Below are 20,488 nucleotides of genomic sequence, written 5' to 3' on the forward strand. Positions count from 1 at the left end.
CGCGGGAACGACGGTCTTGGGGGCAACGATCTCGTCGAACGGTATCAGACCTCGACGATCTCGAACGAATGCGTGATCTCGGCTGTCTTGGCCAGCATGATCGACGCCGAGCAGTACTTCTCGTGCGACAGCTTGACCGCGCGTTCCACCGTCGCTTGCTTCAGGTTGCGGCCGCTGACCGTGAAGTGGAAGTTAATCTTCGTGAACACCTTGGGATCAACGTCGGCGCGTTCGGCCTGCAGGGTCACGTCGCAGCCGCGCACGTCCTCGCGGCTGCGCTTGAGGATCAGGACCACGTCATAGGCGGTGCAGCCGCCGGTGCCCACCAACACCATTTCCATCGGGCGCGGCGCCAGGTTATGGCCGCCGCCCTCCGGCGCGCCATCCATGGCCACCATGTGGCCGCTGCCGGTCTCGGCCCGGAAACTCATGCCCGACGGGCCGTTCCAGCTGACTTTCACTTCCATGCGATTCTCCGTGTTGCTGATGCGTCGATAAGGACGTCGATTGTACGGCAGCCGCCGGCCGCGCGCAGGCGGCTGCTGCCTCAGGCTCACACGCCCCGCATCAAACACCCAGCACGTACTTCTCGCTCTTCATGCGCCAGCTGGCAAAGGCGACGATCAACAGCGCCGGGACCAGCGAACAAAGGAAGGTCAGCACGAACGGCGCGAAGCCGATGTCGCCGCTCTTGGCCAGCTCCTTGATCAGGGTCTGGTTCGACAGCATCGGCATCAGGTACATCCATTGCGCGGTCTTGAGTTCCATGAACGAGACCACGAAGCCAGGCAGCAGCGGCAGGATCATCACCAGGCTGACCGTGGTCTGGGCTTCCTTGAAGGTCCTGGCGTTCATCGCCATGGCGACGTACAGGGCCGAGGACAATAGCGCCAGCGGCATCGTCGCCACGCACACCAGCAGCAGCTCGCCCCAGCCCAGGTTCCACGACATGCCGATTTCTTCCAGCGGCAGCCAGCGCAGGATCGCGTGGCCCAGCATCAGCACCACGGTGACGCCCAGCAGGGCCAGCACGCTGGAAGCGAGCCACTTGCCGCCCACCAGCTCCCAGCTGTGCGCCGGCTGCGCCATCAGCACTTCCAGCGAGCGCCGTTCGCGTTCGCCGGCGGTGCTGTCGACTGCCGACGACATGTTCAGCAGGAAGGCCGGGAAGAACAGGAAGCCGATCAGGCCGCCGATGACCATGGCCGAGCGCGAGGCATTGGTGCCGGTGTCGTAGCGCTGCAGCTGGATCGGCGCCAGCGTGGCCGGGGACACGCCGTGCGCCAGCAGGCGCGCGCTGGCGATATTGCTGCCGTAGGCCTGCAGGATCTCTTCGAGCTCGCGCCGCTGCGGGCCGCTTTCGGTCGACGAATCGAACCATAACTCGATGCGCGCGGGCCGCATCGAGTGGTAGTTGTCGATGAAGTCGTCCGACAGGCGCAGCACGGCCGAGATCTTCTTGCCATGCAAAAGTTCGCCGATCGCTTCCTCGGTCATGGGCCCGGATTCGTTGATCGTCACGCTGCGTTCGCGCAGCTGGGAGATCAGGGTCGGGGCCTTGGCCCCGCCGATCACGGTCAGGTGGATGCCTTCGCGCTCGGTCTTGGTGCTCTTGTCGATCAGCTGGTGCAGCGTGACGCCGAGGATCGCCGGATAGAACAGCACCGCCAGCACCAGGAAGCCGAAGGTGCGGCGGTCGCGCAGCGTCTCGCGCAGCTCCTTGAGGAATACGACCTTGAGTTTGGATTTCATGCGATGCCTTCCTCGGTGCCCACCAGGCTGACGAACGCGTCTTCCAGGTCGGCGATGCCGGTGCGCCGGCACAGTTCTTGTGGCGAGCCCTGGGCCACGGTATGGCCCTTGGCGATGACGATCACGTCCTCGCACAGGTGGACCACTTCCTGCATCACGTGGGTGGCCATAATCACGCAGCAGCCATCCTCGCGCAGGGCGTTCAGCGCGGTGCGCAGCGCGCGCGTGCTCATCACGTCCAGGCCGCGGCTCGGTTCATCCAGCAGCAGGTGGCGCGGGCGGTGCAGCAGGGTGCGCGCCAGCGCCACCTTGATGCGCTGGCCCTGCGAGAAGCCCTTGGTCTGGCGCTCGAGGATGTCGTCCATCCCGAGCAGTTCCGACACCTCGACGATGCGGGCGCGCAGCGCGGCGCCGTCCATGCCGTTCAATTCGCCGAAGTAGTTCAGGTATTCGCGCGTGGTGAGGCGCTCGTACAGCCCGAACTGGTCGGTCAGGAAGCCGATATTGCGGCGCACCGCCATCGGATCCCGCTCGGGGTCGACGCCGCCGATCGAGATGGTGCCGTGGTCGCGCCGGAGGAGGCCGACCAGGGTGCGCAGCAGGGTGGTCTTGCCGGCGCCGTTGGGGCCCAGCAGCGCGGTGATCTGGCCGTCGCGCGCGGTGAAGGAAACGCCGCCCAGCGCCTGGACGGCGCCGAACTGCTTGCGTACATCGTGGACTTCGATCATGGGGTTCCCGGATTCAAGGTTGCGGCCCGGCGCTGCCGAGCTGGAAGGTGGGGGCCGGCACCTCGGCCATGCAGGCGGCGTCGAGCTTGTCTTGCGGCCGGTCGAGGAAGGCGCGCAGCAGGCGCGGCGCGCAACCGAGCTGCGACACGCCGTGGCCGGCATTGGCCACCACGACGTGCTGGGCCCGGGCCATCGATTTCGCGGCCGCCTCCGCGCGGTGCGGCGGCGTGACCGGATCGAGGGCGCCCGACAGCAGCAGGGCCGGCGCCTCGATGCGCGCCGGCTGAACGTATGGCACCGCCGGCACCTTGATGTCTTGGCATAGCCTGGGGATCATCTCGGCCAGCGGCTTGGCGATCACGGCGGCGTCGGACTTCATCAGCTCGGGCGTGAAGCGCGGCACGTCTTCGGCGCACACCACGGCGAAGTGCAGCAGCATCGACATGCTGGCGTCGTTGCCGAAGTCGCCGGCCAGGTTCTGGCGCGCGACGAAAGGCTCCCAGCGTCCACGGCTGGCGCTGTGGATCAGGAAGGGCAGGCGGCGCGCATCGGCCGGCGCATACAGGATGTTGTGCACGGTGCCCAGGAAGCGCTGCGAACTCATGGTGAATTCGGTCGGCTCGGCGGTGCGTGGATTCGGCAGCGACAGGCGGACATTGCCCGACTCGACCTTCTGAACCAGCGCATCGAACTCGGCGCGCAGGTTCGGGTAGGCCTTGTTGCAAGCAGCGTCTTTGGCGCAGGCGGCGAACAGGCCGTCCAGCGCCGCCTGGCCGTCACGCCCGCCGGCCGGGATCACCTGGTCGGGCGCGGCCACGCCGTCCAGCACCAGGCTGCGCACGCTGTCCGGATAAGCGCGCGCATAGGCCTGGCCCAGGCGGGTGCCGTAGGAGCCGCCCCACAGGTTCACCTGGCGGTAGCCCAGCGCGCGCCGCACCTGTTCCAGGTCGCGCGCGGCGGCCGCCGTGGTGTAGGCGGCCAGCGGCTGCTTGTTATTGGCGATGCAGGCGCGCAGCTCGGCCATCAGCTGGTCGTCCGTCATGCGCTCGTGTTCCGGCTTGCTTTCGCAATCGAGCTTGCCCGAACGGCCGGTGCCGCGCTGGTCGATGAAGACGATGTCGCGGGTGGCGCGCACCCGGTCGAAGGCGAGCTTGAGCAGGGGCAGCACGTCGCTGCCGGCCTGGCCGGGGCCGCCCGCCAGCACGAACAGCGGGTCGCCGCGCGTGCCCTGGCGATAGGCCGGGGCGACGGTGACGTGCAGCTTGAGGGTGCCGGATTGCGGCTTGGCATGATCGAGCGGCACGTCGACGGTCACGCAGCGCAGCGCTTCGACCACGCCGGGCAGGTGGCAGCTGCGTTCGGTCGTCGCCGGCGCCGGCGTGCTGGCAGCGGGCTGGGCGCTGGCAAGGCTCGTCGCCAGGAGTGGCAGGAACAGTATGGCGGGCAGAATCTTGGATCTCTTCACAGCATCTCCTCAGGTTGCAACGATGATAAGTTCGCGCTGTTTCTCCGGTCAACCGATTGTTTCAACAACGCATCAAGGCATGCGTATCGGGTAGCAGCCCGCAGGCAAGCGCGTGGAGACGTTGCGCTCGACGCGGATGAGGATTGACGGCAAGGCGGTGGCGGGGTATGATTGCCGGCTTTCCGTTTGCTCAGGAAAGACAATAAGGACGAGTCCGCTGAAGTCTTGTGCGGAACCACCATTTGAGCAATTTTTTCTTTTGGATTAAACATGAAAACTTTTTCCGCTAAGGGCCACGAAGTCCAGCGCGACTGGTTTGTCATCGACGCGACGGACCTGGTCCTCGGACGTGTTGCCAGCGAAGTGGCACTCCGACTGCGCGGCAAGCACAAGCCAGAGTTCACCCCGCACGTCGACACCGGCGATTTCATCGTCGTGATCAACGCCGGCAAACTGCGCGTGACCGGCACCAAGGCCACCGCAAAAACGTACTACCGTCACTCGGGCTACCCGGGCGGTATCTACGAAACCAACTTCCTGAAAATGCAACAGCGTTTCCCAGGCCGCGCACTCGAGAAGGCTGTCAAGGGCATGCTGCCTAAGGGCCCACTCGGCTACGCCATGATCAAGAAGCTGAAAGTGTACGCGGAAGGTACCCACCCGCACGCTGCTCAGCAACCACAAGCACTGACCCTCTAAGGAACTGACATGATCGGTAACTACAACTACGGCACCGGCCGTCGCAAGAGTGCAGTCGCTCGCGTGTTCATCAAAGCTGGCACCGGCCAGATCATCGTGAATGGTAAGCCGGCATCGGAATACTTCTCGCGTGAAACCGGCCTGATGGTGATCCGTCAGCCGCTGGAACTGACCGGCAACGTCGAGCGTTTCGACATCAAGGTCAACGTGCACGGCGGTGGCGAATCGGGCCAGGCTGGCGCCGTCCGTCACGGCATCACCCGCGCACTGATCGACTACGACGCAGGCCTCAAGGGCGACCTGGCACGTGCCGGTTTCGTCACCCGTGACGCCCGTGAAGTCGAGCGTAAGAAAGTTGGTCTGCGCAAAGCACGTCGCGCAAAGCAATTCTCGAAGCGTTAATCGTCTTCTTCAGCACCTTCGGGTGCTGGTCCAGAAAAGCCGTCCGCCGCAAGGTTGGGCGGCTTTTTTGCATGAGCCTGTCTCAGTAGGCGGGAGTCGCTGCTGGCGCGCCTGACAAGCGTGGGCTGCGTTGCTCGTCGTTGCATGGCGCGCCATGCGGCCTCCTCGCGCCTTGTCCACGCTTGCCATGCATCGCCATCAGCTTCCCCCCGTCTACTGAGACAGGCTCGGGACAGGTACAACGCCCGCATACACAGGCTGTTAAAATGCAGCCTCGTCCTGGGAAAGGGCCTTTTTACCATTATTGAAGGAACAGACATGATTAAAGTTGGCATCGTCGGCGGAACCGGATACACGGGCGTGGAATTGCTGCGGCTGTTGGCCGTTCATCCGGATGTGCAACTGACCGCGATCACCTCGCGCAAGGAAGACGGCCTGCCGGTGGCCGATATGTTTCCTTCGCTGCGCGGTCGCGTCGATATCGCCTTCTCGAGCCCGGACAAGGCCGATCTGAAGCAGTGCGATGTGGTGTTTTTCGCCACCCCGCACGGCGTGGCGATGGCCCAGGCGCCCGAGCTGCTGGCGGCCGGCGTCAAGGTGATCGACCTGGCGGCGGACTTCCGCATCAAGGACCGCGCCGTCTTCGAAAAATGGTACAAGATCGAGCACACCGCGCCCGAGCTGCTGGATGAAGTCGTCTATGGCTTGCCGGAACTGAACCGCGACGATATCAAGGGCGCACGCCTGATCGCCAATCCGGGTTGCTATCCGACCACGATGCAGCTGGGCTTCTATCCGCTGCTCAAGGCCGGCCTGATCGACGCCGGCAGCCTGATCGCCGACTGCAAGTCGGGCGTCTCCGGCGCCGGCCGCAAGGCCGAGATCGGCACGCTGTTCTCGGAGTCGAGCGACAACTTCAAGGCCTACGGCGTGCACGGCCACCGCCACACCCCGGAAACCTCGGCCCAGCTGGCGCGCTATACCGACCAGAAGGTCGGCCTGATCTTCACCCCGCACCTGGTGCCGATGATCCGCGGCATGCACGCGACCCTGTACGCGCGCCTGACGAAGGAAATCGACAACGCCGCCCTGCAGGCGCTGTTCGAAGAACAATACAAGGACAGCGAATTCGTCGACGTCATGCCGTTCGGCTCGCACCCGGAAACGCGCTCGACCCGCGGCTCGAACATGCTGCGCCTGGCGCTGCACCGTCCGGAAGGCACGGATACCGTCGTGATCCTGGTGGTGCAGGACAACCTGGTCAAGGGCGCGTCGGGCCAGGCCGTGCAGTGCATGAACCTGATGTTCGGCCTGGAAGAGTCGAAGGGCCTGCAGCAGATCGCGCTGTTGCCATAATCGTCACCCTTGATCCGCGACCCGACGCAGATCAAAGCGACGACCTTTGAGCCGGGTAAATTGACTGTTGGATACACCCACTCCAACGGTCAATTTTCCTCAGAGGTGCGTCATGTTCGGTCGACAAGTAAAAAGCGAAATAGACAGCCTGGTCGGAATTTCGGCCCGCATCGAAGGGGACCTGTGTTTCACCGGCGGACTGCGCATCGACGGCGAAGTCCATGGCAATGTGGTGGCGGTGGATGGCGCCGACAGCATGCTGATCGTGTCGGAGCACGCGCGGATCGAAGGCGAGGTGCGCTGCGCCAGCCTGGTGGTCAATGGTTATATCGCCGGCGCGGTTTACTCGTCGGAACTCCTTGAATTACAGCCGAAAGGCCGCATTAATGGGGATGTACACTACCGGTTGCTCGAGATGCACGGTGGGGCGTTGGTAACAGGTAAATTGACGCACCAACCCGCCAGCGAGCCGGTGTTTCATCTAGCCGACGCCGTCGAAGGCTCGGCAGCATGACTTCCGCCAACCGTCTATAATGGACGGTGTTTGATTTATTCAGGAGCTTTCCCATGACCGCAGTCGCCGAAGTGCAAGATTTCGACACGATTCCCGTACCAATCAACTTCACCGACAGCGCCGCTCAGAAAGTTGCTCAGCTGATCGAAGAAGAAGGCAACCCCGACCTCAAGCTGCGCGTCTTCGTGCAGGGCGGTGGCTGCTCGGGCTTCCAATATGGTTTCACCTTCGACGAGATCGTCAATGAAGACGACACGACGATGGAAAAGAACGGCGTCCAGCTGCTGATCGACTCGATGAGCTACCAGTACCTGGTCGGCGCCGAGATCGACTACAAGGACGACCTCGAAGGCGCCCAGTTCGTGATCAAGAACCCGAACGCCACCTCGACCTGCGGCTGCGGTTCGTCGTTCTCGGCGTAATCGTTGCCTGCCCATCCAGACCGCGGTCTGGATCATCGACGGCCCGCTCCTGCGGGCCGTTTGTATTTGCTATCTACGCAGCCGACCTGCAGTGGTAGCATGACGCTTTTTTGAGACAGAGATAGCCATGACCGTATTCGCGATGCCCGTGTTCGACGCCACCGTCATCTATGAGGGCAAGGAATTGTTCAAGGGGCAGGGCGCCGCCAAAGGCTGGGCCGAGAAGCTGGCCCGGGAAATCGAGAGCGAGGTCACGGTGGAAAAAATCGGCACCGGCTGGGCGTTGTGCGGCGTGGTCGATGGCGCGCCGTGCCAGTGGGGCATCCTCGGCCAGCGGCTCAAGCGTTTCGACTGACGCCGCAACCTATCAATTCAATAGCAAGGTAAGCAATGAACAAGAACGAGCTCGCGAAATTCGATGCGAAGAAGCTGATGAACAAGATGGGCCCCAAGGGCGCCGTCGTCGGCAAGCCCGGGGATGCGCCGGCAGCGGACCGCCGCGAACAACGCGAGCGCGACCGTGCGCTGGGGCTGGTGCCGTTCGCCGTCAAGCTCAATGGCGACCTGGTCAAGCAGCTGCAGGCGCAGAGCAAGGAGCAGGGCGTCGACCTGAACGAGCTGGTGGCGCAGTTGCTGCAAAAAGGCCTGGCCGCCTGAGTTTCAGGCTGGATACAAGGCGCCCAGGATGCGCGGACCGCGCGCGCCGGTGACCGCCGCCAGGTTGCCCGGTTCGCGGTTGGCGAAACGCCAGCCCAGCCAGGCGAAGGCCAGCGCCTCGACCCGGTTCGGCGCCACGCCCAGTTCCGCCGTCGAGGCCACTTTCACGCCGCCCAGCCCGGCGCCAATGGCGCGCAGCAGGGCGCCGTTGTAGGCGCCGCCGCCGCAGACGTACACCGCATCCGGCGTCACGCCTTCCTCGATGATCGCGCGCGCGATCGTCACCGCCGTCAATTGCACCAGGGTTGCCTGCACGTCGGCCGGCGCGAGATTGCCGAAGGGCGAGAGATTGGCATCGAGCCATGGCGCATGGAACAGGTCGCGTCCGGTGCTCTTGGGCGCCGGCTGGCGGAAATACGGTTCGTCGAGCAGGGCGTCCAGCAGCGGCTGGTGGACAGTGCCGGTCGCACCCCAGGCGCCATCCTCGTCATAGGCGCGCCCCAGGTGGCGCGCGATCCACAGGTCGAGCAAGACATTGCCCGGACCGGTATCGAAACCGGTCACGCGGCCGTCGCCGTGCAGCACGCTGATATTGCCGATGCCGCCGATGTTGACCACCACGCGCGCCGTGCCCGGCTTGCCAAAGGCGGCCTCGTGGAAGGCTGGCACCAGCGGCGCGCCCTGGCCGCCGGCGGCGACGTCGCGGCTGCGGAAGTCGGCGATCACGTCGATGCCGATCAGCTCGGCCAGCAGGGCCGGGTTATTGGTCTGGCGCGTAAAACCCAGCTCGGGGCGGTGGCGGATGGTCTGGCCGTGGACGGCGACGGCGGCCACCGGGCCGGGGCTGGATGGCAGCAGTGCGCGCACGCAGTCGGCGTAGGCCAGGGCCAGGCCGTTGGCGGCCAGCGCCTCGCGCTCCAGCTCGTTGTCGCTGGCGGCCTGCAGGGCCATCAATTCGCTGCGCAATGCGGCGGGGAAAGGCGTGAAGGCGGCGGCCACGGTCTGGATGGCGCCATTGCTGAAGTCGGCCAGCACGCCGTCGACGCCGTCGAGGCTGGTGCCGGACATCAGGCCGATGTAGAGGGAAGGTGTCTCGGTCATTGTTGTATCGGGTTCAGGTGCCTATAGAGGCCAGCAAGCATACAAAAGAAAACGCCCTCCGGCATCGAAATGCGAGGAGGGCGTTTTTATACAGGACGGTGCGGCTTAGCGGGCTGCCATCGACGAGCCGCTTGGCGCCATCAGCGAGAAGCGGTGGTTCATCTCGGCGGCTGCCATGCGGAAGCGTGCCAGTTCGGCCTGGTTCAGCGGTTGCTGGGCCAGCGACTTGAACTTGTTCGGGTCCTTGGCCACGCCTGCGACGCGGAATTCATAGTGCAGGTGCGGGCCGGTCGACCAGCCGGTCGAGCCGACGTAGCCGATCACCTGGCCCTGGCTGATCTTGGCGCCCTTGCGCATGCCTGGCGCGATGCGGCTCATGTGGGCGTAGGCGGTGCTGTAGTTCGACCAGTGCTTCAGGACGACCATATTGCCGTAGCCATTGCCGTTGCCTGCGAAGTCGACGGTGGCATCGGCCACGGCGCGGATCGGGGTGCCGGTGGCGGCGGCGAAGTCGACGCCTTTATGCGCCTTGAACTTGCCCGAGATCGGGTGCACGCGCATCGAGAAGCCCGACGAGACGCGCGAGTATTGCAGTGGCGACTTGAGGAAGGCTTTCTTGAGCGACTTGCCGTCCAGCGAGTAGTAACCACCCTGCTTGGAGACCGGATCTTCGTACCACACCGACTGGTAGCTGGTGCCGCGGTTGACGAATTCGCCGGCCAGGATGCGACCGGTCTTGATCAGTTCGCCGTCGAGCCAGAAGGTTTCGTACACGACATTGAAACGGTCGCCGCGCTTGACGTCGCTGCGGAAGTCGATATTGGTCGAGAACATCTCGATGATCTGGCCAACGATCGAATCCGGGATGCTGCCGCCGTCGACGTTGGCGTCGGTGGCCGCGTACAGCGAGCTGGTGATTTCGCGCGAACGCATCTCGACGCGGCGCTCGAGCTTGGCCGGCGCCTCGAGGGCGACGAATTCCTCGCCCTTGCGCTGCACGGTGATCGTGCGTGCTTCGCCGCTCTTGCCGTCGCTGACAGTGGCGCGCATCGACAGCAGCAGGCCGTTCTCGTCGGTCTCGGCCTGGATGCGCTTGCCGGTCTGGAGCGACAGCAGGCGCTTGGCGAGCTTGTCGGAGCGAACGAACTTTTGCGCTTGCGCGTCTTCGATGCCGAGGCGGGTGAAGAGCGAGCCGAGCGAATCGCCGCGGCGGATGCGTTCTTCGTGGATGAATTGCTGCTCGTCTTGCTGGAGCGCGGCGATCTGGTCGGCCAGGTTCGGCAGTTCCAGGTCTTGCGCAACGGAGGTGACGGGCAGGTCGGAGGGATCGGGAGCGATCGGTGCAACGCCCACGGCGCCAAAGGCGCACACGCTCAGGAAGACGGCGCCGGCGCTCAGGACGCGGGCTTTGCGGGTCTTCGGCAGCAGCGCTAGCAGGCTTTTACCAGTGATTTTCTGTATAGGGTTCATGCAATCAGTTAAAATTTGCGGCTGAACTTTCAAGGGCCATGTATTGCGTTTCCGAAAAAGTTTTCTCTAGGAAACGAAAACAGGATCGTGAATTATACCAAAAGAAGTGGTCCTACAACCGTTTTAGCCAATTTCCTACACGAATTTTATGACCTCAAATGCAGCTGGTGCTAGCACTCCGGCAACTTCCATTAATGCTTTGCCACTGACTGACAAGGTCCTTGAGTCCCTCGCGATCGCCAAGCGCGGCGTCGACGAACTGTTGATCGAAAGCGATTTTGCGCAAAAACTGGCGCGCTCGGAGCAGACCGGCAAGCCGCTGCGCATCAAGCTGGGGCTGGATCCGACGGCCCCGGACTTGCATCTCGGCCACACTGTCGTACTGAATAAATTGCGTCAATTGCAAGACCTGGGTCACCAGGTGATCTTTTTGATCGGCGACTTCACTTCCATGATTGGCGACCCGTCGGGCCGCAACGCCACCCGTCCGCCGCTGACCCGCGAGCAGGTCGAGGAAAACGCGATGACGTATTTCCGCCAGGCATCGCTGGTGCTGGACGCCAGCCGCACGGAAATCCGCTACAACTCCGAATGGTGCGATCCTTTGGGCGCGCGCGGCATGATCCAGCTCGCCTCGCGCTACACCGTGGCCCGCATGATGGAGCGCGACGACTTTACCAAGCGCTACAAGAGTGGGACTCCGATCGCCGTGCATGAGTTCCTTTATCCGCTGATGCAGGGCTATGATTCGGTCGCTTTGCAGTCAGACCTTGAGCTGGGTGGAACGGACCAGAAATTCAACTTGCTGGTTGGCCGCGAGCTGCAGAAGGACTACGGCCAGGAGCCGCAGTGCATCCTGACCATGCCGCTGCTGGAAGGCCTGGACGGCGTCGACAAGATGTCCAAGTCCAAGAACAACTATATTGGCATCACCGAAGCGCCGAACAGCATGTTCGGCAAACTGATGAGCATCTCGGACGAGATGATGTGGAAGTACTTCAATCTGCTGTCGTTCCGCTCGCTCGACGACATCGCGCAATTGAAGGCGACGATCGACGGCGGCGCCAATCCGCGCGATGCGAAAGTGGCGCTGGGCAAGGAAATCGTCACGCGCTTCCACTCGGCCGCTGCGGCCGACGACGCGCTGGCCGACTTCGTCAACCGCTCCAAGGGCGGCATTCCGGACGACGTGCCGGAAGTGTCGCTGTCCGGCGCTCCGCTGGGCCTGCCGCAACTGCTGAAGGCCGCCGGCCTGTGCGCCTCGACCTCGGAAGCCATGCGCATGGTCGACCAGGGCGGCGTGCGCATCGACGGCGCCGTGGTCAGCGACAAGGGCCTGCAAGTGGCTGCCGGCACCGTCGTGGTGCAAGTCGGCAAGCGCAAGTTCGCCCGCGTCACGCTCGCATGATTGGCCTGCTGCAACGCGTGAGCGAAGCGGCGGTGCGCGTCGACGGCCAGACCGTCGGCGCCATCGGGCCCGGCCTGATGGTGTTGGTGTGCGCCGAAAAGGGCGATACCGAACGCGAGGCCGACCTGCTGCTGACCAAGCTGCTGGGGTACCGCGTGTTTTCCGACGAGGCCGGCAAGATGAATCGCAGCGTGACGGACACTGGCGGCGGCCTGCTGCTGGTGCCGCAGTTCACCCTGGCGGCCGATACGAAATCGGGCACGCGTCCTTCGTTCTCGCCGGCCGCCGCGCCGGAAGACGGACGGCGCCTGTTCGAGCATGTCGTGCGCCAGGCGCGCGAGCGCCATGGCATTGTCGAGACCGGCGTATTTGGTGCCGACATGAAAGTGTCACTCATCAACGATGGCCCGGTCACATTCTGGCTGCGTATTGATCCCGTCGGGGCGGCGCGCTGAAACCCGCGCCTGGCGCCAAGGTCAAATTTAGTAGCCAGGGAGGTCATATGCGAATCTGGAGCGATTCATTCACCGATGGGGCCGACATCCCCGCCGCTTACGCGTTCGCGGTCAGCGATCCTGATGCCCACGTCAAGCTGTCGAGCAACCGCAATCCCCATATCGCCTGGGACGACGTGCCGGCCGGCACGCAGTCGCTGGTACTGATCTGCCACGATCCCGACGTGCCGTCCGAAGGCGGCGACGTCAACAAGGAAGGCCGTACCGTACCGGCCGCCTTGCCGCGCGTCGATTTTTTCCACTGGACGCTGGCCGACATCCCGGTCTGCCTCAAGTCGCTGGCCGAAGGCATGTTTTCCGACATGGTCACGCCGCATGGAAAGCCCGGTCCCGAAGTCGCCTTCACCGTCAAGAACGGCACCGAACACCAGCTGCGCCACGGCGTCAACGACTATACCGGCTGGTTCGCGGGCGACCCCGACATGGCGGGCGAGTTCTACGGCTATGACGGCCCGTGCCCGCCGTGGAACGACGAGCGCGTGCACCATTATGTGTTTACGCTGTATGCGCTCGATATCCCGCGCCTGCCGTTGGAGGGGCGGTTCACGGGCTCCGAGGCGCGCATGGCGATCCAGGGGCATATCCTCGACGAGGCGCGCATCTTCGGCACCTATTCGCTCAATCCCCAGGTCGCGGCCGACCTCTCAAAATAATCAATCATCTGATTTTTTCACCGCCCCCGAGCTTAAGGTTTTAGTAGTGAAGCGAAACATACTTAAAATCGCTCAAACCAGTGCAATTTGAAAAGGTCTACCAGCTGATTTCGCTTTCGCGCGTCACCAACGCCCAGGCCTATGTCTTTAACGCTAAAATTGCGCAATCGTCAGTGCCGCGCAAGGCACTAGCAGAAACTTCCGTTGACGAGACAATTTTGAGAACTATTTCTTGTCTCGGCTCTCTTACAACCATCGGCGGCTGCATTTTGTTGCCGGTGAAGCTGTTGGCGGTGAGTTCCACCGTCGCTGCCTGTGGAGGAGAAGGCGCTGGTCTGGCATGTACATTGTCAGGTGAAACCATCTCCGGTGAAGCAGGAATTCAACAGGAAAGTTAACTACGGTTAGCTTTGCGTAAGTTTGAAAGAACAGTGCAAGGACCTCATGACATTGAACGACGCGCCTGCGGGCACGACCACGATCCTCCTGATCCGCCACGGCGAAACCGCCTGGAATGCCGAGCGCCGGCTGCAGGGCCATCTGGATATCGCCCTTAATGCCGAAGGCGAGCGCCAGGCCGCGGCGCTCGGCGCGGCGCTGGCCGGTGAACATATAGACCTGGTGATTTCCAGCGACCTGGCGCGCGCCCGGCAGACGGCCGAGGCGGTCCAGTGCGCCCGTGCCGTATCCGATGCCGGCGGTGTCCAACTCGATCCACAACTGCGCGAACGCTGCTACGGCGGCTTCGAAGGCTTGCTGTACAGCGAGATCGCGGCCCGCTTTCCGCTCGAATTCGCCGCCTGGCAGGCGCGCAACGTCGATGCGGTCCTACCTTCAGGCAAGAACCAGGGCGAGACCTTCCGCAGTTTCTTCGAACGGGCCACGAAGGCGATCCTGGGGCATGCGGCGCGCCATCCCGGCCAGACCCTGGCGCTGGTGGCGCATGGCGGCGTGCTCGAGTGCGCCTACCGGGCCGCCCTCGGCCTGCCGCTGGAAACGCCGCGCGACTTCAAGGTGCACAATGCCAGCATCAACCGTTTCGTGGTTGAGCAGGGCGTGCTGAAGCTGGTCAGCTGGGGTGAAATTGATCACCTGCGCCAGGTGGCGCTGGATGACTTGCCCTGACAGCCATGCACGTAAAACAGGCGCGACAACGCTTGTTTCTTCGGCCTGCCAATATCGCACACGCAACAATCACATTAATTTTGCTGATAATTTGAGCAGCGCTTGGGGTAAAATAGCAGGTTCCCAAGAAACTTCTGAGTTTTTCTGCTGTGCAAATCGGTCCATATCACCTGCGTAATAACGTCTTTGTCGCCCCCATGGCCGGAGTGACGGACCGTCCGTTCCGGCAGCTGTGCAAGCAGCTCGGCGCGGGCTATGCGGTGTCCGAAATGGCGGCGTCGAACCCGCGCCTGTGGGCCAGCGAAAAGACCTCGCGCCGCATCGACCATGCGGGCGAGATGGAGCCGAAGGCGGTGCAGATCGCCGGCGCCGATCCTAAAGACCTCGCCGATTGCGCGAAGTTCAACGTCGAGCGCGGCGCTCAGATCATCGACATCAATATGGGTTGCCCGGTCAAGAAGGTGTGCAATAGCTGGTGCGGTTCGGCCCTGTTGCAGCACGAAGACCTGGTCGAGCGCATCCTGCACGCCGTGGTCGAGGCGGTCGACGTGCCGGTCACCCTGAAGTTCCGCACCGGCTGGGATCGCCAAAACAAGAACGCGCTGCGCATTGCGCGCCTGGCCGAGCAGGCCGGCATCCAGATGCTGACCCTGCACGGCCGCACCCGCGCCGACGGCTACAAGGGCGAGGCCGAATACGACACCATCCGCGCCGTGAAGCAGGCGGTGAGCATCCCGCTGGTGGCCAATGGCGACATCACGACGCCCGAGAAGGCGAAGTTCGTGCTCGACCATACCGGCGCCGATGCGGTCATGATCGGCCGCGCGGCCCAGGGCCGTCCCTGGATCTGCCGCGAGATCGACCACTACCTGCGCACCGGTGAACACCTGCCGGCGCCGCTGGTGGACGAAGTGCGCGAATTGATGAACGAGCACTTGCCGGCCCATTACGCCTTCTATGGCGAATACGTCGGCGTGCGCACCGCGCGCAAGCACATCGGCTGGTATGTACAAGACCTTCCGGGCGGCGAGGAATTCCGGCAGCGTATGAACTTGCTGGAATCGACGGCCGAGCAACTGGCGGCGGTCGATGAGTTTTTCAAATCGCAGCACAGGCATGGCGAGCGGTTACAATACCGCCCCGCGCATCCTGGCCTCGACGCGATCGCGGCATAGGCAAGTCCGGCAGCACGCAGCAAACCAGAACAAGAACACGGGGACGCGCTTCGCGAGAGCGGAGCAATCATTAAACCAGGATGAAGCAGCAGAAGACATGAGCAAAGAAAGTATCCAGGAAGTCGTCCAGAAGAGTCTCGAAGACTATTTCAACGATCTGGGCGAACAAAAGCCGACCAACATCTACGACATGATGGTGTTGACCGTCGAAAAGCCCGTCCTCGAAGTCGTCATGTCGCGCGCCGACGGCAACCAGTCGCACGCCGCACAGATGCTGGGCATTAACCGGAACACTTTGCGCAAGAAACTGCAGGAGCACGGGCTGCTCTAAGCGTGACCCACGTGGCCGCGCACCGGGCGCGCGGCCATGACCGGATCCCCGATCCGCCTGCCCGCCGCCAGGAATTCTCAACCATAGGCCACACCATGATCAAACAAGCTCTCATTTCCGTATCCGACAAGACCGGCGTGCTCGATTTCGCGCGCGCTCTCTCTTCGCTCGGCGTCAACATCCTGTCCACCGGCGGCACCGCCAAGCTGCTGCAGGATAACGGCGTGCCGGTGACCGAAGTCGCCGACTACACCGGTTTCCCGGAAATGCTGGATGGCCGCGTCAAGACCCTGCACCCGAAAGTGCACGGCGGCATCCTGGCGCGCCGCGATTTTCCTGAGCACGTCGCCAAGCTGGAAGAGCACGGCATTCCGCAGATCGACATGGTCGTGGTCAACCTGTACCCGTTCCAGCAGACCGTCGCCAAGGAAGAGTGCTCGCTGGAAGATGCGATCGAGAACATCGACATCGGTGGCCCGACCATGCTGCGTTCGGCGGCCAAGAACCACCGCGACGTGGTCGTGATCGTCGACCCGCTTGACTATGGCGTGGTGCTGGCCGAGATGAAGGGCCAGGGCGAAGCCACCGGCCCGGTCAGCTATGAAACCAAGTTCCGCCTGGCCAAGAAAGTGTTCGCGCACACCGCGCAGTACGACGGCGCGATCACCAACTACCTGACCAGCCTGGGCGAAGACCGCGCGCACGCGACCCGTTCGAGCTTCCCGCAGACCCTGAACATGGGCTTCGAGAAAGTCCAGGACATGCGCTACGGCGAGAACCCGCACCAGGGCGCCGCCTTCTACCGCGACCTGGTCAGCGTCGACGGCGCACTGGCCAACTACACCCAGCTGCAGGGCAAGGAACTGTCGTACAACAATATCGCCGACGCCGATGCGGCTTGGGAATGCGTCAAGTCGCTGGGCGGGCTCGGCCAGCCGGCCGGCTGCGTGATCGTCAAGCACGCCAACCCGTGCGGCGTGGCGATCGGCGTCGATGCGCTGGACGCCTACTCGCGCGCGCTGCAGACCGACCCGACCTCGGCCTTTGGCGGCATCATCGCCTTCAACGTCGAAGTCGACGGCAAGGCGGCCGAAGCGCTGGCCAAGCTGTTCGTCGAAGTGCTGATCGCGCCATCGTTCACCGCGGAAGCGCGCCAGATCATGGCGGCCAAGCAGAACGTGCGCCTGCTGGAGATCGCGCTGGGCGCCGGCCAGAACGCGTATGACGTCAAGCGCGTCGGCGGCGGCCTGCTGGTGCAGTCGCCGGATGCGAAAAACGTGGGCCTGGGCGAACTGCGCGTGGTCACCAAGAAGCACCCGACCCAGCAGCAGCTGCAGGACATGATGTTCGCCTGGCGCGTGGCCAAGTTCGTCAAGTCGAACGCGATCGTGTTCTGCGCCAATGGCATGACCCTGGGCGTCGGCGCCGGCCAGATGAGCCGCATCGACTCGGCCCGCATCGCCTCGATCAAGGCCCAGAACGCCGGCCTGTCGCTCACCGGTTCGGCCGTGGCGTCGGATGCCTTCTTCCCGTTCCGCGACGGCCTGGACGTGGTGGTCGATGCCGGCGCGACCTGCGTCATCCATCCGGGCGGCTCGATGCGCGACCAGGAAGTGATCGATGCGGCCGACGAGCGCGGCGTGGTGATGCTGTACACCGGCACCCGTCACTTCCGTCACTGATCTGGTAACACCATCGGGCCGGCGGAACTTGCCGGCCCGATGCGATCAAACCGTGGTGAACCTGTGTTTTTGCACAGTATTTTTCCCACGAACACCCCTAGCCGGGGTAACATTCCATAATGATTATTCTCGGCATCGACCCGGGCCTGCGCACGACGGGGTTCGGCGTCATTGAAAAACACGGCGCCAAGCTGCGCTACGTCGCCTCGGGCACCATCAAGACCGGGCTGGAGGGCGCTTTGCCGCCGCGGCTCAAGGTCATCCTGCACGGCGTCAGCGAAATCATCGCCACCTACCGCCCGGCCTGTTCCGCCATCGAAAAAGTCTTCGTCAACGTCAATCCGCAATCGACCCTGCTGCTGGGCCAGGCGCGCGGCGCGGCGATCACCGCGCTGGTCAGCGCCGACCTCGATGTCGCCGAATACACGGCGGTGCAGGTGAAGCAGGCCGTGGTCGGCACCGGCAAGGCGGCCAAGCCGCAGGTGCAGGACATGGTCGCGCGCCTGCTCAAGCTGCCGGGCCTGCCGGGCACCGACGCCGCCGACGCCCTGGGCGTGGCCATCTGCCATGCCCACAGTATCGACACCTTGTCGCTACTGGGCACGCTGTCGCCCGATATGCAGGCGCTGCGCATGAAGAACAGCCGTCTCGTCTCTTAATTAGGAACCTTACCGATGATCGGTCGCCTCTCTGGAATCCTGCTCGAAAAAGCGCCGCCGCACGTGCTGGTCGATTGCAATGGCGTCGGCTACGAAGTCGACGTGCCGATGAGCACCTTTTATAACTTGCCGCATACCGGCGAAAAAGTCGTGTTGTTCACTCACCTGGTGGTGCGCGAGGATGCGCACCTGCTGTTCGGCTTCGGCTCGGCGTCCGAGCGCGCGCTGTTTCGCCAGCTGATCAAGATCACCGGCATCGGCGCGCGCATGGCGCTGGCGATCCTGTCCGGCATGTCGGTGGCCGAATTGTCGCAGGCCGTCACGCTGCAGGAAACCGGCCGCCTGGTGAAGGTGCCGGGCATCGGCAAGAAGACGGCCGAACGCCTGCTGCTCGAACTGAAGGGCAAGCTGGGCGCCGACATCGGCATGGTCGCCGGCGCGGCGCGTGACGACGCGCAGGTGGACGTGCTCAATGCGCTGGCCGCGCTGGGGTATTCTGACAAGGAAGCGCTCCTCGCGATCAAGAACATGCCGGCCGGCTCGAGCGTCTCGGACGGCATCAAGTTCGCGCTGAAGGCGCTGTCCAAAGGCTAATATAGAAAACGCGCCATGAGCATCCAGACCGACAACTTCACCGAACACCGCGTGATCGACGCCGCGCCGGCCTCGCCCAACGAAGAGGCGATCGAACGCGCCTTGCGTCCGAAGCAGCTGGACGAATACGTCGGCCAGGAAAAGATCCGCGACCAGCTCGAGATCTTCATCCACGCGGCGCGCAAGCGGCGCGAGGCGCTCGACCACACCCTGCTGTTCGGTCCGCCGGGCCTGGGTAAAACGACGCTGGCCCACATCATCGCGCGCGAGATGGGCGTCAACCTGCGCCAGACCTCGGGCCCGGTGCTCGAGCGTCCCGGCGACCTGGCGGCGCTGCTCACGAATCTCGAGCCGAACGATGTGCTGTTCATCGACGAGATCCACCGGTTGTCGCCGGTGGTCGAGGAGATTTTGTATCCGGCGCTCGAGGACTACCAGATCGACATCATGATCGGCGAGGGGCCGGCCGCGCGCTCGGTCAAGCTCGACCTGCAGCCGTTCACCCTGGTCGGCGCCACCACCCGCGCCGGCATGCTGACCAATCCGCTGCGCGACCGCTTCGGCATCGTGGCGCGCCTCGAGTTCTACAACGTCGAGGAGCTGACCAAGATCGTGGCGCGCAGCGCCGCATTGCTGGAAGCGCCGATCGACGAGGACGGCGCGCGCGAAGTCGCCAAGCGCGCGCGCGGCACGCCGCGTATCGCCAACCGCCTGCTGCGCCGCGTGCGCGACTACGCCGAAGTGAAGGGCAATGGCGAGATCACGCGCGAGATGGCCGACCGCGCGCTCAAGATGCTCGACGTCGACACCGTCGGCTTCGACGTCATGGACCGCAAGCTGCTGGAGGCGGTGCTGTTCAAGTTCGCCGGCGGCCCGGTCGGCATCGGCAACCTGGCGGCGGCGATCGGCGAGGCCGCCGACACCATCGAGGACGTGCTCGAACCGTATCTGATCCAGCAGGGCTATCTGCAGCGCACCCCGCGCGGACGCATCGCCACGCCGCTGGCCTACCAGCACTTCGGCGTCACCGCGCCGCGCATCAGCCCGACGGGCGATTTGTGGGATAACTTGCCTCCCGGCTGAATCGCGCGCTCAGGGACCCGGCGCGGGATGACGGCGCCGCCGCTGCAACAGCGCGGCGAGGAGGGGCGCAGGCCGGTAGACGAGCTTCAGGTACAGCAGCACGCTCAAGCCGATGACGGCGCCGGCCAGCCACAATACCGCGGGCGAGCTGCCGCGCCACAGCAGTGCGGCGCTGGCGACCGTCGGCACGCCCAGCAGGATCGCGGCCGCCGTGCGCAGCAAGGCCGAGCGGCGCAGGCGCTGGCCCGCCATGCCGATCATGATGAAACCGCTCGAGGCCAGCACCACGCAGGCCAGCGCCGCGCCGGCCCGGCCCGTATCAGGAGGTATGCCGCCGACGCGGATCAGTATGGCGGGTGCGATGAGCACCAGCACGCCGGCCATCAGGCTGGCGAGTCGAAGAAAGATCATGGCACATCCTTGCAGGGTGAAGAGACGACAAACGTCGGTTCATGGATAGCCATACGAAAAACATGCTGCCTGTCCGGCAGTGGAACCAAGATAGCACACAAGAAAAAATACTTGTCATAATTGTTTCTTCGTGCGCGACGCCTTGTCACATCCCGGTCGCCGATCGCACGGTATTTCCGCGCGCATGCGCGGCGATCCGCGCCGCGTCGCGCATCGCAGACAGCGCTCGGACGGGTGGGCGAGGCGGATGAAGTGGGGCGCGTGATCGCCAGCCTGCCGGGTCCGG

Annotated in this window: 25 protein-coding genes; 18 read left to right on the top strand and 7 right to left on the bottom strand. The window is 64.0% G+C overall.

Annotated features, from left to right (window positions below; genetic code table 11):
* Positions 1–44 precede the first annotated feature (44 nt).
* From KY496_RS22585 to KY496_RS22600, 4 genes are all read right to left on the bottom strand, one after another.
* Positions 45–467, bottom strand: coding sequence for an OsmC family protein (locus KY496_RS22585; protein WP_219862537.1), 423 nt, complete (start codon positions 465–467; stop codon positions 45–47).
* A gap of 100 nt (positions 468–567) precedes the next feature.
* Positions 568–1,752 carry an ABC transporter permease gene (locus KY496_RS22590; RefSeq protein ID WP_219862539.1) on the bottom strand — a complete coding sequence of 395 codons (1,185 nt, stop codon included), beginning with the start codon at positions 1,750–1,752 and terminating at the stop codon, positions 568–570.
* A complete protein-coding gene (locus KY496_RS22595; protein ID WP_005667898.1) occupies positions 1,749–2,480 on the bottom strand; it encodes an ATP-binding cassette domain-containing protein in 732 nt (243 codons plus the stop codon). Before KY496_RS22595 ends, KY496_RS22590 begins: the two co-directional genes overlap by 4 nt.
* A 13-nt stretch (positions 2,481–2,493) precedes the next feature.
* Positions 2,494–3,945 (bottom strand): alpha/beta hydrolase, encoded by a 1,452-nt coding sequence (locus KY496_RS22600; RefSeq protein ID WP_219862541.1) that lies wholly within the window; start codon positions 3,943–3,945, stop codon positions 2,494–2,496.
* A 270-nt stretch (positions 3,946–4,215) separates the two neighbouring features.
* On the opposite strand from KY496_RS22600, the gene rplM reads away from it, so the two are divergent.
* The 7 genes from rplM to KY496_RS22635 all read left to right on the top strand — a co-directional run bounded on the left by rplM (position 4,216) and on the right by KY496_RS22635 (position 7,995).
* Positions 4,216–4,644 (top strand): 50S ribosomal protein L13, encoded by a 429-nt coding sequence (gene rplM / locus KY496_RS22605; protein ID WP_005667902.1) that lies wholly within the window; start codon positions 4,216–4,218, stop codon positions 4,642–4,644.
* Between the two features lie 9 nt (positions 4,645–4,653).
* Positions 4,654–5,046, top strand: coding sequence for a 30S ribosomal protein S9 (rpsI, locus tag KY496_RS22610; protein WP_005667904.1), 393 nt, complete (start codon positions 4,654–4,656; stop codon positions 5,044–5,046).
* Positions 5,047–5,364: 318 nt separating this feature from the next.
* Positions 5,365–6,402 carry an N-acetyl-gamma-glutamyl-phosphate reductase gene (argC, locus tag KY496_RS22615; RefSeq protein WP_219862543.1) on the top strand — a complete coding sequence of 346 codons (1,038 nt, stop codon included), beginning with the start codon at positions 5,365–5,367 and terminating at the stop codon, positions 6,400–6,402.
* Between the two features lie 112 nt (positions 6,403–6,514).
* Positions 6,515–6,916 carry a polymer-forming cytoskeletal protein gene (locus tag KY496_RS22620; RefSeq protein ID WP_005667909.1) on the top strand — a complete coding sequence of 134 codons (402 nt, stop codon included), beginning with the start codon at positions 6,515–6,517 and terminating at the stop codon, positions 6,914–6,916.
* Between the two features lie 53 nt (positions 6,917–6,969).
* Positions 6,970–7,338 carry an iron-sulfur cluster insertion protein ErpA gene (gene erpA / locus KY496_RS22625; protein WP_005667912.1) on the top strand — a complete coding sequence of 123 codons (369 nt, stop codon included), beginning with the start codon at positions 6,970–6,972 and terminating at the stop codon, positions 7,336–7,338.
* Between the two features lie 127 nt (positions 7,339–7,465).
* The gene (locus tag KY496_RS22630) at positions 7,466–7,693 is read left to right on the top strand and encodes a hypothetical protein (protein WP_005667913.1); all 228 of its coding nucleotides are present in this window, start codon (positions 7,466–7,468) and stop codon (positions 7,691–7,693) included.
* 35 nt (positions 7,694–7,728) lie between these two features.
* A complete protein-coding gene (locus tag KY496_RS22635) occupies positions 7,729–7,995 on the top strand; it encodes a hypothetical protein (RefSeq protein WP_005667915.1) in 267 nt (88 codons plus the stop codon).
* Positions 7,996–7,998: 3 nt separating this feature from the next.
* Here the strand turns inward: KY496_RS22635 and KY496_RS22640 are convergent, their stop codons facing one another.
* Both KY496_RS22640 and KY496_RS22645 read right to left on the bottom strand, forming a co-directional pair.
* Positions 7,999–9,096: an anhydro-N-acetylmuramic acid kinase gene (locus tag KY496_RS22640; RefSeq protein ID WP_219862545.1), complete on the bottom strand. Its 1,098-nt coding sequence runs from the start codon at positions 9,094–9,096 to the stop codon at positions 7,999–8,001.
* 105 nt (positions 9,097–9,201) lie between these two features.
* On the bottom strand, positions 9,202–10,566 hold the full coding sequence (locus tag KY496_RS22645; RefSeq protein WP_219862547.1) for a M23 family metallopeptidase: 1,365 nt from the start codon (positions 10,564–10,566) through the stop codon (positions 9,202–9,204).
* 148 nt (positions 10,567–10,714) lie between these two features.
* Here KY496_RS22645 and tyrS point away from each other — a divergent pair, with 148 nt between their 5' ends.
* From tyrS to ruvB, 11 genes are all read left to right on the top strand, one after another.
* Positions 10,715–11,974, top strand: coding sequence for a tyrosine--tRNA ligase (gene tyrS, locus KY496_RS22650; RefSeq protein ID WP_071360435.1), 1,260 nt, complete (start codon positions 10,715–10,717; stop codon positions 11,972–11,974).
* Entirely contained in the window at positions 11,971–12,429 is a 459-nt protein-coding gene (dtd, locus tag KY496_RS22655; protein ID WP_005667923.1) for a D-aminoacyl-tRNA deacylase, read from the top strand. Before tyrS ends, dtd begins: the two co-directional genes overlap by 4 nt.
* A gap of 47 nt (positions 12,430–12,476) precedes the next feature.
* On the top strand, positions 12,477–13,142 hold the full coding sequence (locus KY496_RS22660; protein WP_219862549.1) for a YbhB/YbcL family Raf kinase inhibitor-like protein: 666 nt from the start codon (positions 12,477–12,479) through the stop codon (positions 13,140–13,142).
* 80 nt (positions 13,143–13,222) lie between these two features.
* Entirely contained in the window at positions 13,223–13,540 is a 318-nt protein-coding gene (locus KY496_RS22665) for a hypothetical protein (protein WP_219862551.1), read from the top strand.
* 46 nt (positions 13,541–13,586) lie between these two features.
* The gene (locus KY496_RS22670; protein WP_219862552.1) at positions 13,587–14,267 is read left to right on the top strand and encodes a histidine phosphatase family protein; all 681 of its coding nucleotides are present in this window, start codon (positions 13,587–13,589) and stop codon (positions 14,265–14,267) included.
* Positions 14,268–14,416: 149 nt separating this feature from the next.
* Positions 14,417–15,442: a tRNA dihydrouridine synthase DusB gene (dusB, locus tag KY496_RS22675; RefSeq protein ID WP_083415141.1), complete on the top strand. Its 1,026-nt coding sequence runs from the start codon at positions 14,417–14,419 to the stop codon at positions 15,440–15,442.
* Positions 15,443–15,539: 97 nt separating this feature from the next.
* Positions 15,540–15,773 (top strand): helix-turn-helix domain-containing protein, encoded by a 234-nt coding sequence (locus KY496_RS22680; protein WP_005667930.1) that lies wholly within the window; start codon positions 15,540–15,542, stop codon positions 15,771–15,773.
* 95 nt (positions 15,774–15,868) lie between these two features.
* Positions 15,869–17,455 carry a bifunctional phosphoribosylaminoimidazolecarboxamide formyltransferase/IMP cyclohydrolase gene (gene purH / locus KY496_RS22685; protein WP_219862554.1) on the top strand — a complete coding sequence of 529 codons (1,587 nt, stop codon included), beginning with the start codon at positions 15,869–15,871 and terminating at the stop codon, positions 17,453–17,455.
* A 119-nt stretch (positions 17,456–17,574) separates the two neighbouring features.
* Positions 17,575–18,114, top strand: a complete 540-nt coding sequence (gene ruvC, locus KY496_RS22690) for a crossover junction endodeoxyribonuclease RuvC (protein WP_005667934.1) — start codon at positions 17,575–17,577, stop codon at positions 18,112–18,114.
* 15 nt (positions 18,115–18,129) lie between these two features.
* A complete protein-coding gene (gene ruvA, locus KY496_RS22695) occupies positions 18,130–18,708 on the top strand; it encodes a Holliday junction branch migration protein RuvA (RefSeq protein ID WP_005667935.1) in 579 nt (192 codons plus the stop codon).
* 15 nt (positions 18,709–18,723) lie between these two features.
* A complete protein-coding gene (ruvB, locus tag KY496_RS22700; protein ID WP_071360428.1) occupies positions 18,724–19,791 on the top strand; it encodes a Holliday junction branch migration DNA helicase RuvB in 1,068 nt (355 codons plus the stop codon).
* A gap of 9 nt (positions 19,792–19,800) precedes the next feature.
* On the opposite strand, the gene KY496_RS22705 is transcribed toward ruvB, so the two are convergent.
* Positions 19,801–20,202 carry a hypothetical protein gene (locus KY496_RS22705; RefSeq protein ID WP_219862556.1) on the bottom strand — a complete coding sequence of 134 codons (402 nt, stop codon included), beginning with the start codon at positions 20,200–20,202 and terminating at the stop codon, positions 19,801–19,803.
* Positions 20,203–20,488: the final 286 nt, after the last annotated feature.

The organism is Massilia sp. NP310 (assembly GCF_019443485.1).
GTDB lineage: Bacteria > Pseudomonadota > Gammaproteobacteria > Burkholderiales > Burkholderiaceae_D > Telluria > Telluria timonae.

Bases quoted from the DNA above. Each gene is read 5' to 3' on its own strand.
- KY496_RS22585 (WP_219862537.1), bottom strand. From the start codon at position 467: ATGGAAGTGAAAGTCAGCTGGAACGGCCCGTCGGGCATGAGTTTCCGG.
- KY496_RS22590 (WP_219862539.1), bottom strand. From the start codon at position 1,752: ATGAAATCCAAACTCAAGGTCGTATTCCTCAAGGAGCTGCGCGAGACG.
- KY496_RS22595 (WP_005667898.1), bottom strand. From the start codon at position 2,480: ATGATCGAAGTCCACGATGTACGCAAGCAGTTCGGCGCCGTCCAGGCG.
- rplM (WP_005667902.1), top strand. From the start codon at position 4,216: ATGAAAACTTTTTCCGCTAAGGGCCACGAAGTCCAGCGCGACTGGTTT.
- rpsI (WP_005667904.1), top strand. From the start codon at position 4,654: ATGATCGGTAACTACAACTACGGCACCGGCCGTCGCAAGAGTGCAGTC.
- argC (WP_219862543.1), top strand. From the start codon at position 5,365: ATGATTAAAGTTGGCATCGTCGGCGGAACCGGATACACGGGCGTGGAA.
- KY496_RS22620 (WP_005667909.1), top strand. From the start codon at position 6,515: ATGTTCGGTCGACAAGTAAAAAGCGAAATAGACAGCCTGGTCGGAATT.
- erpA (WP_005667912.1), top strand. From the start codon at position 6,970: ATGACCGCAGTCGCCGAAGTGCAAGATTTCGACACGATTCCCGTACCA.
- KY496_RS22630 (WP_005667913.1), top strand. From the start codon at position 7,466: ATGACCGTATTCGCGATGCCCGTGTTCGACGCCACCGTCATCTATGAG.
- KY496_RS22635 (WP_005667915.1), top strand. From the start codon at position 7,729: ATGAACAAGAACGAGCTCGCGAAATTCGATGCGAAGAAGCTGATGAAC.
- KY496_RS22640 (WP_219862545.1), bottom strand. From the start codon at position 9,096: ATGACCGAGACACCTTCCCTCTACATCGGCCTGATGTCCGGCACCAGC.
- KY496_RS22645 (WP_219862547.1), bottom strand. From the start codon at position 10,566: ATGAACCCTATACAGAAAATCACTGGTAAAAGCCTGCTAGCGCTGCTG.
- tyrS (WP_071360435.1), top strand. From the start codon at position 10,715: ATGACCTCAAATGCAGCTGGTGCTAGCACTCCGGCAACTTCCATTAAT.
- dtd (WP_005667923.1), top strand. From the start codon at position 11,971: ATGATTGGCCTGCTGCAACGCGTGAGCGAAGCGGCGGTGCGCGTCGAC.
- KY496_RS22660 (WP_219862549.1), top strand. From the start codon at position 12,477: ATGCGAATCTGGAGCGATTCATTCACCGATGGGGCCGACATCCCCGCC.
- KY496_RS22670 (WP_219862552.1), top strand. From the start codon at position 13,587: ATGACATTGAACGACGCGCCTGCGGGCACGACCACGATCCTCCTGATC.
- KY496_RS22680 (WP_005667930.1), top strand. From the start codon at position 15,540: ATGAGCAAAGAAAGTATCCAGGAAGTCGTCCAGAAGAGTCTCGAAGAC.
- purH (WP_219862554.1), top strand. From the start codon at position 15,869: ATGATCAAACAAGCTCTCATTTCCGTATCCGACAAGACCGGCGTGCTC.
- ruvC (WP_005667934.1), top strand. From the start codon at position 17,575: ATGATTATTCTCGGCATCGACCCGGGCCTGCGCACGACGGGGTTCGGC.
- ruvA (WP_005667935.1), top strand. From the start codon at position 18,130: ATGATCGGTCGCCTCTCTGGAATCCTGCTCGAAAAAGCGCCGCCGCAC.
- ruvB (WP_071360428.1), top strand. From the start codon at position 18,724: ATGAGCATCCAGACCGACAACTTCACCGAACACCGCGTGATCGACGCC.
- KY496_RS22705 (WP_219862556.1), bottom strand. From the start codon at position 20,202: ATGATCTTTCTTCGACTCGCCAGCCTGATGGCCGGCGTGCTGGTGCTC.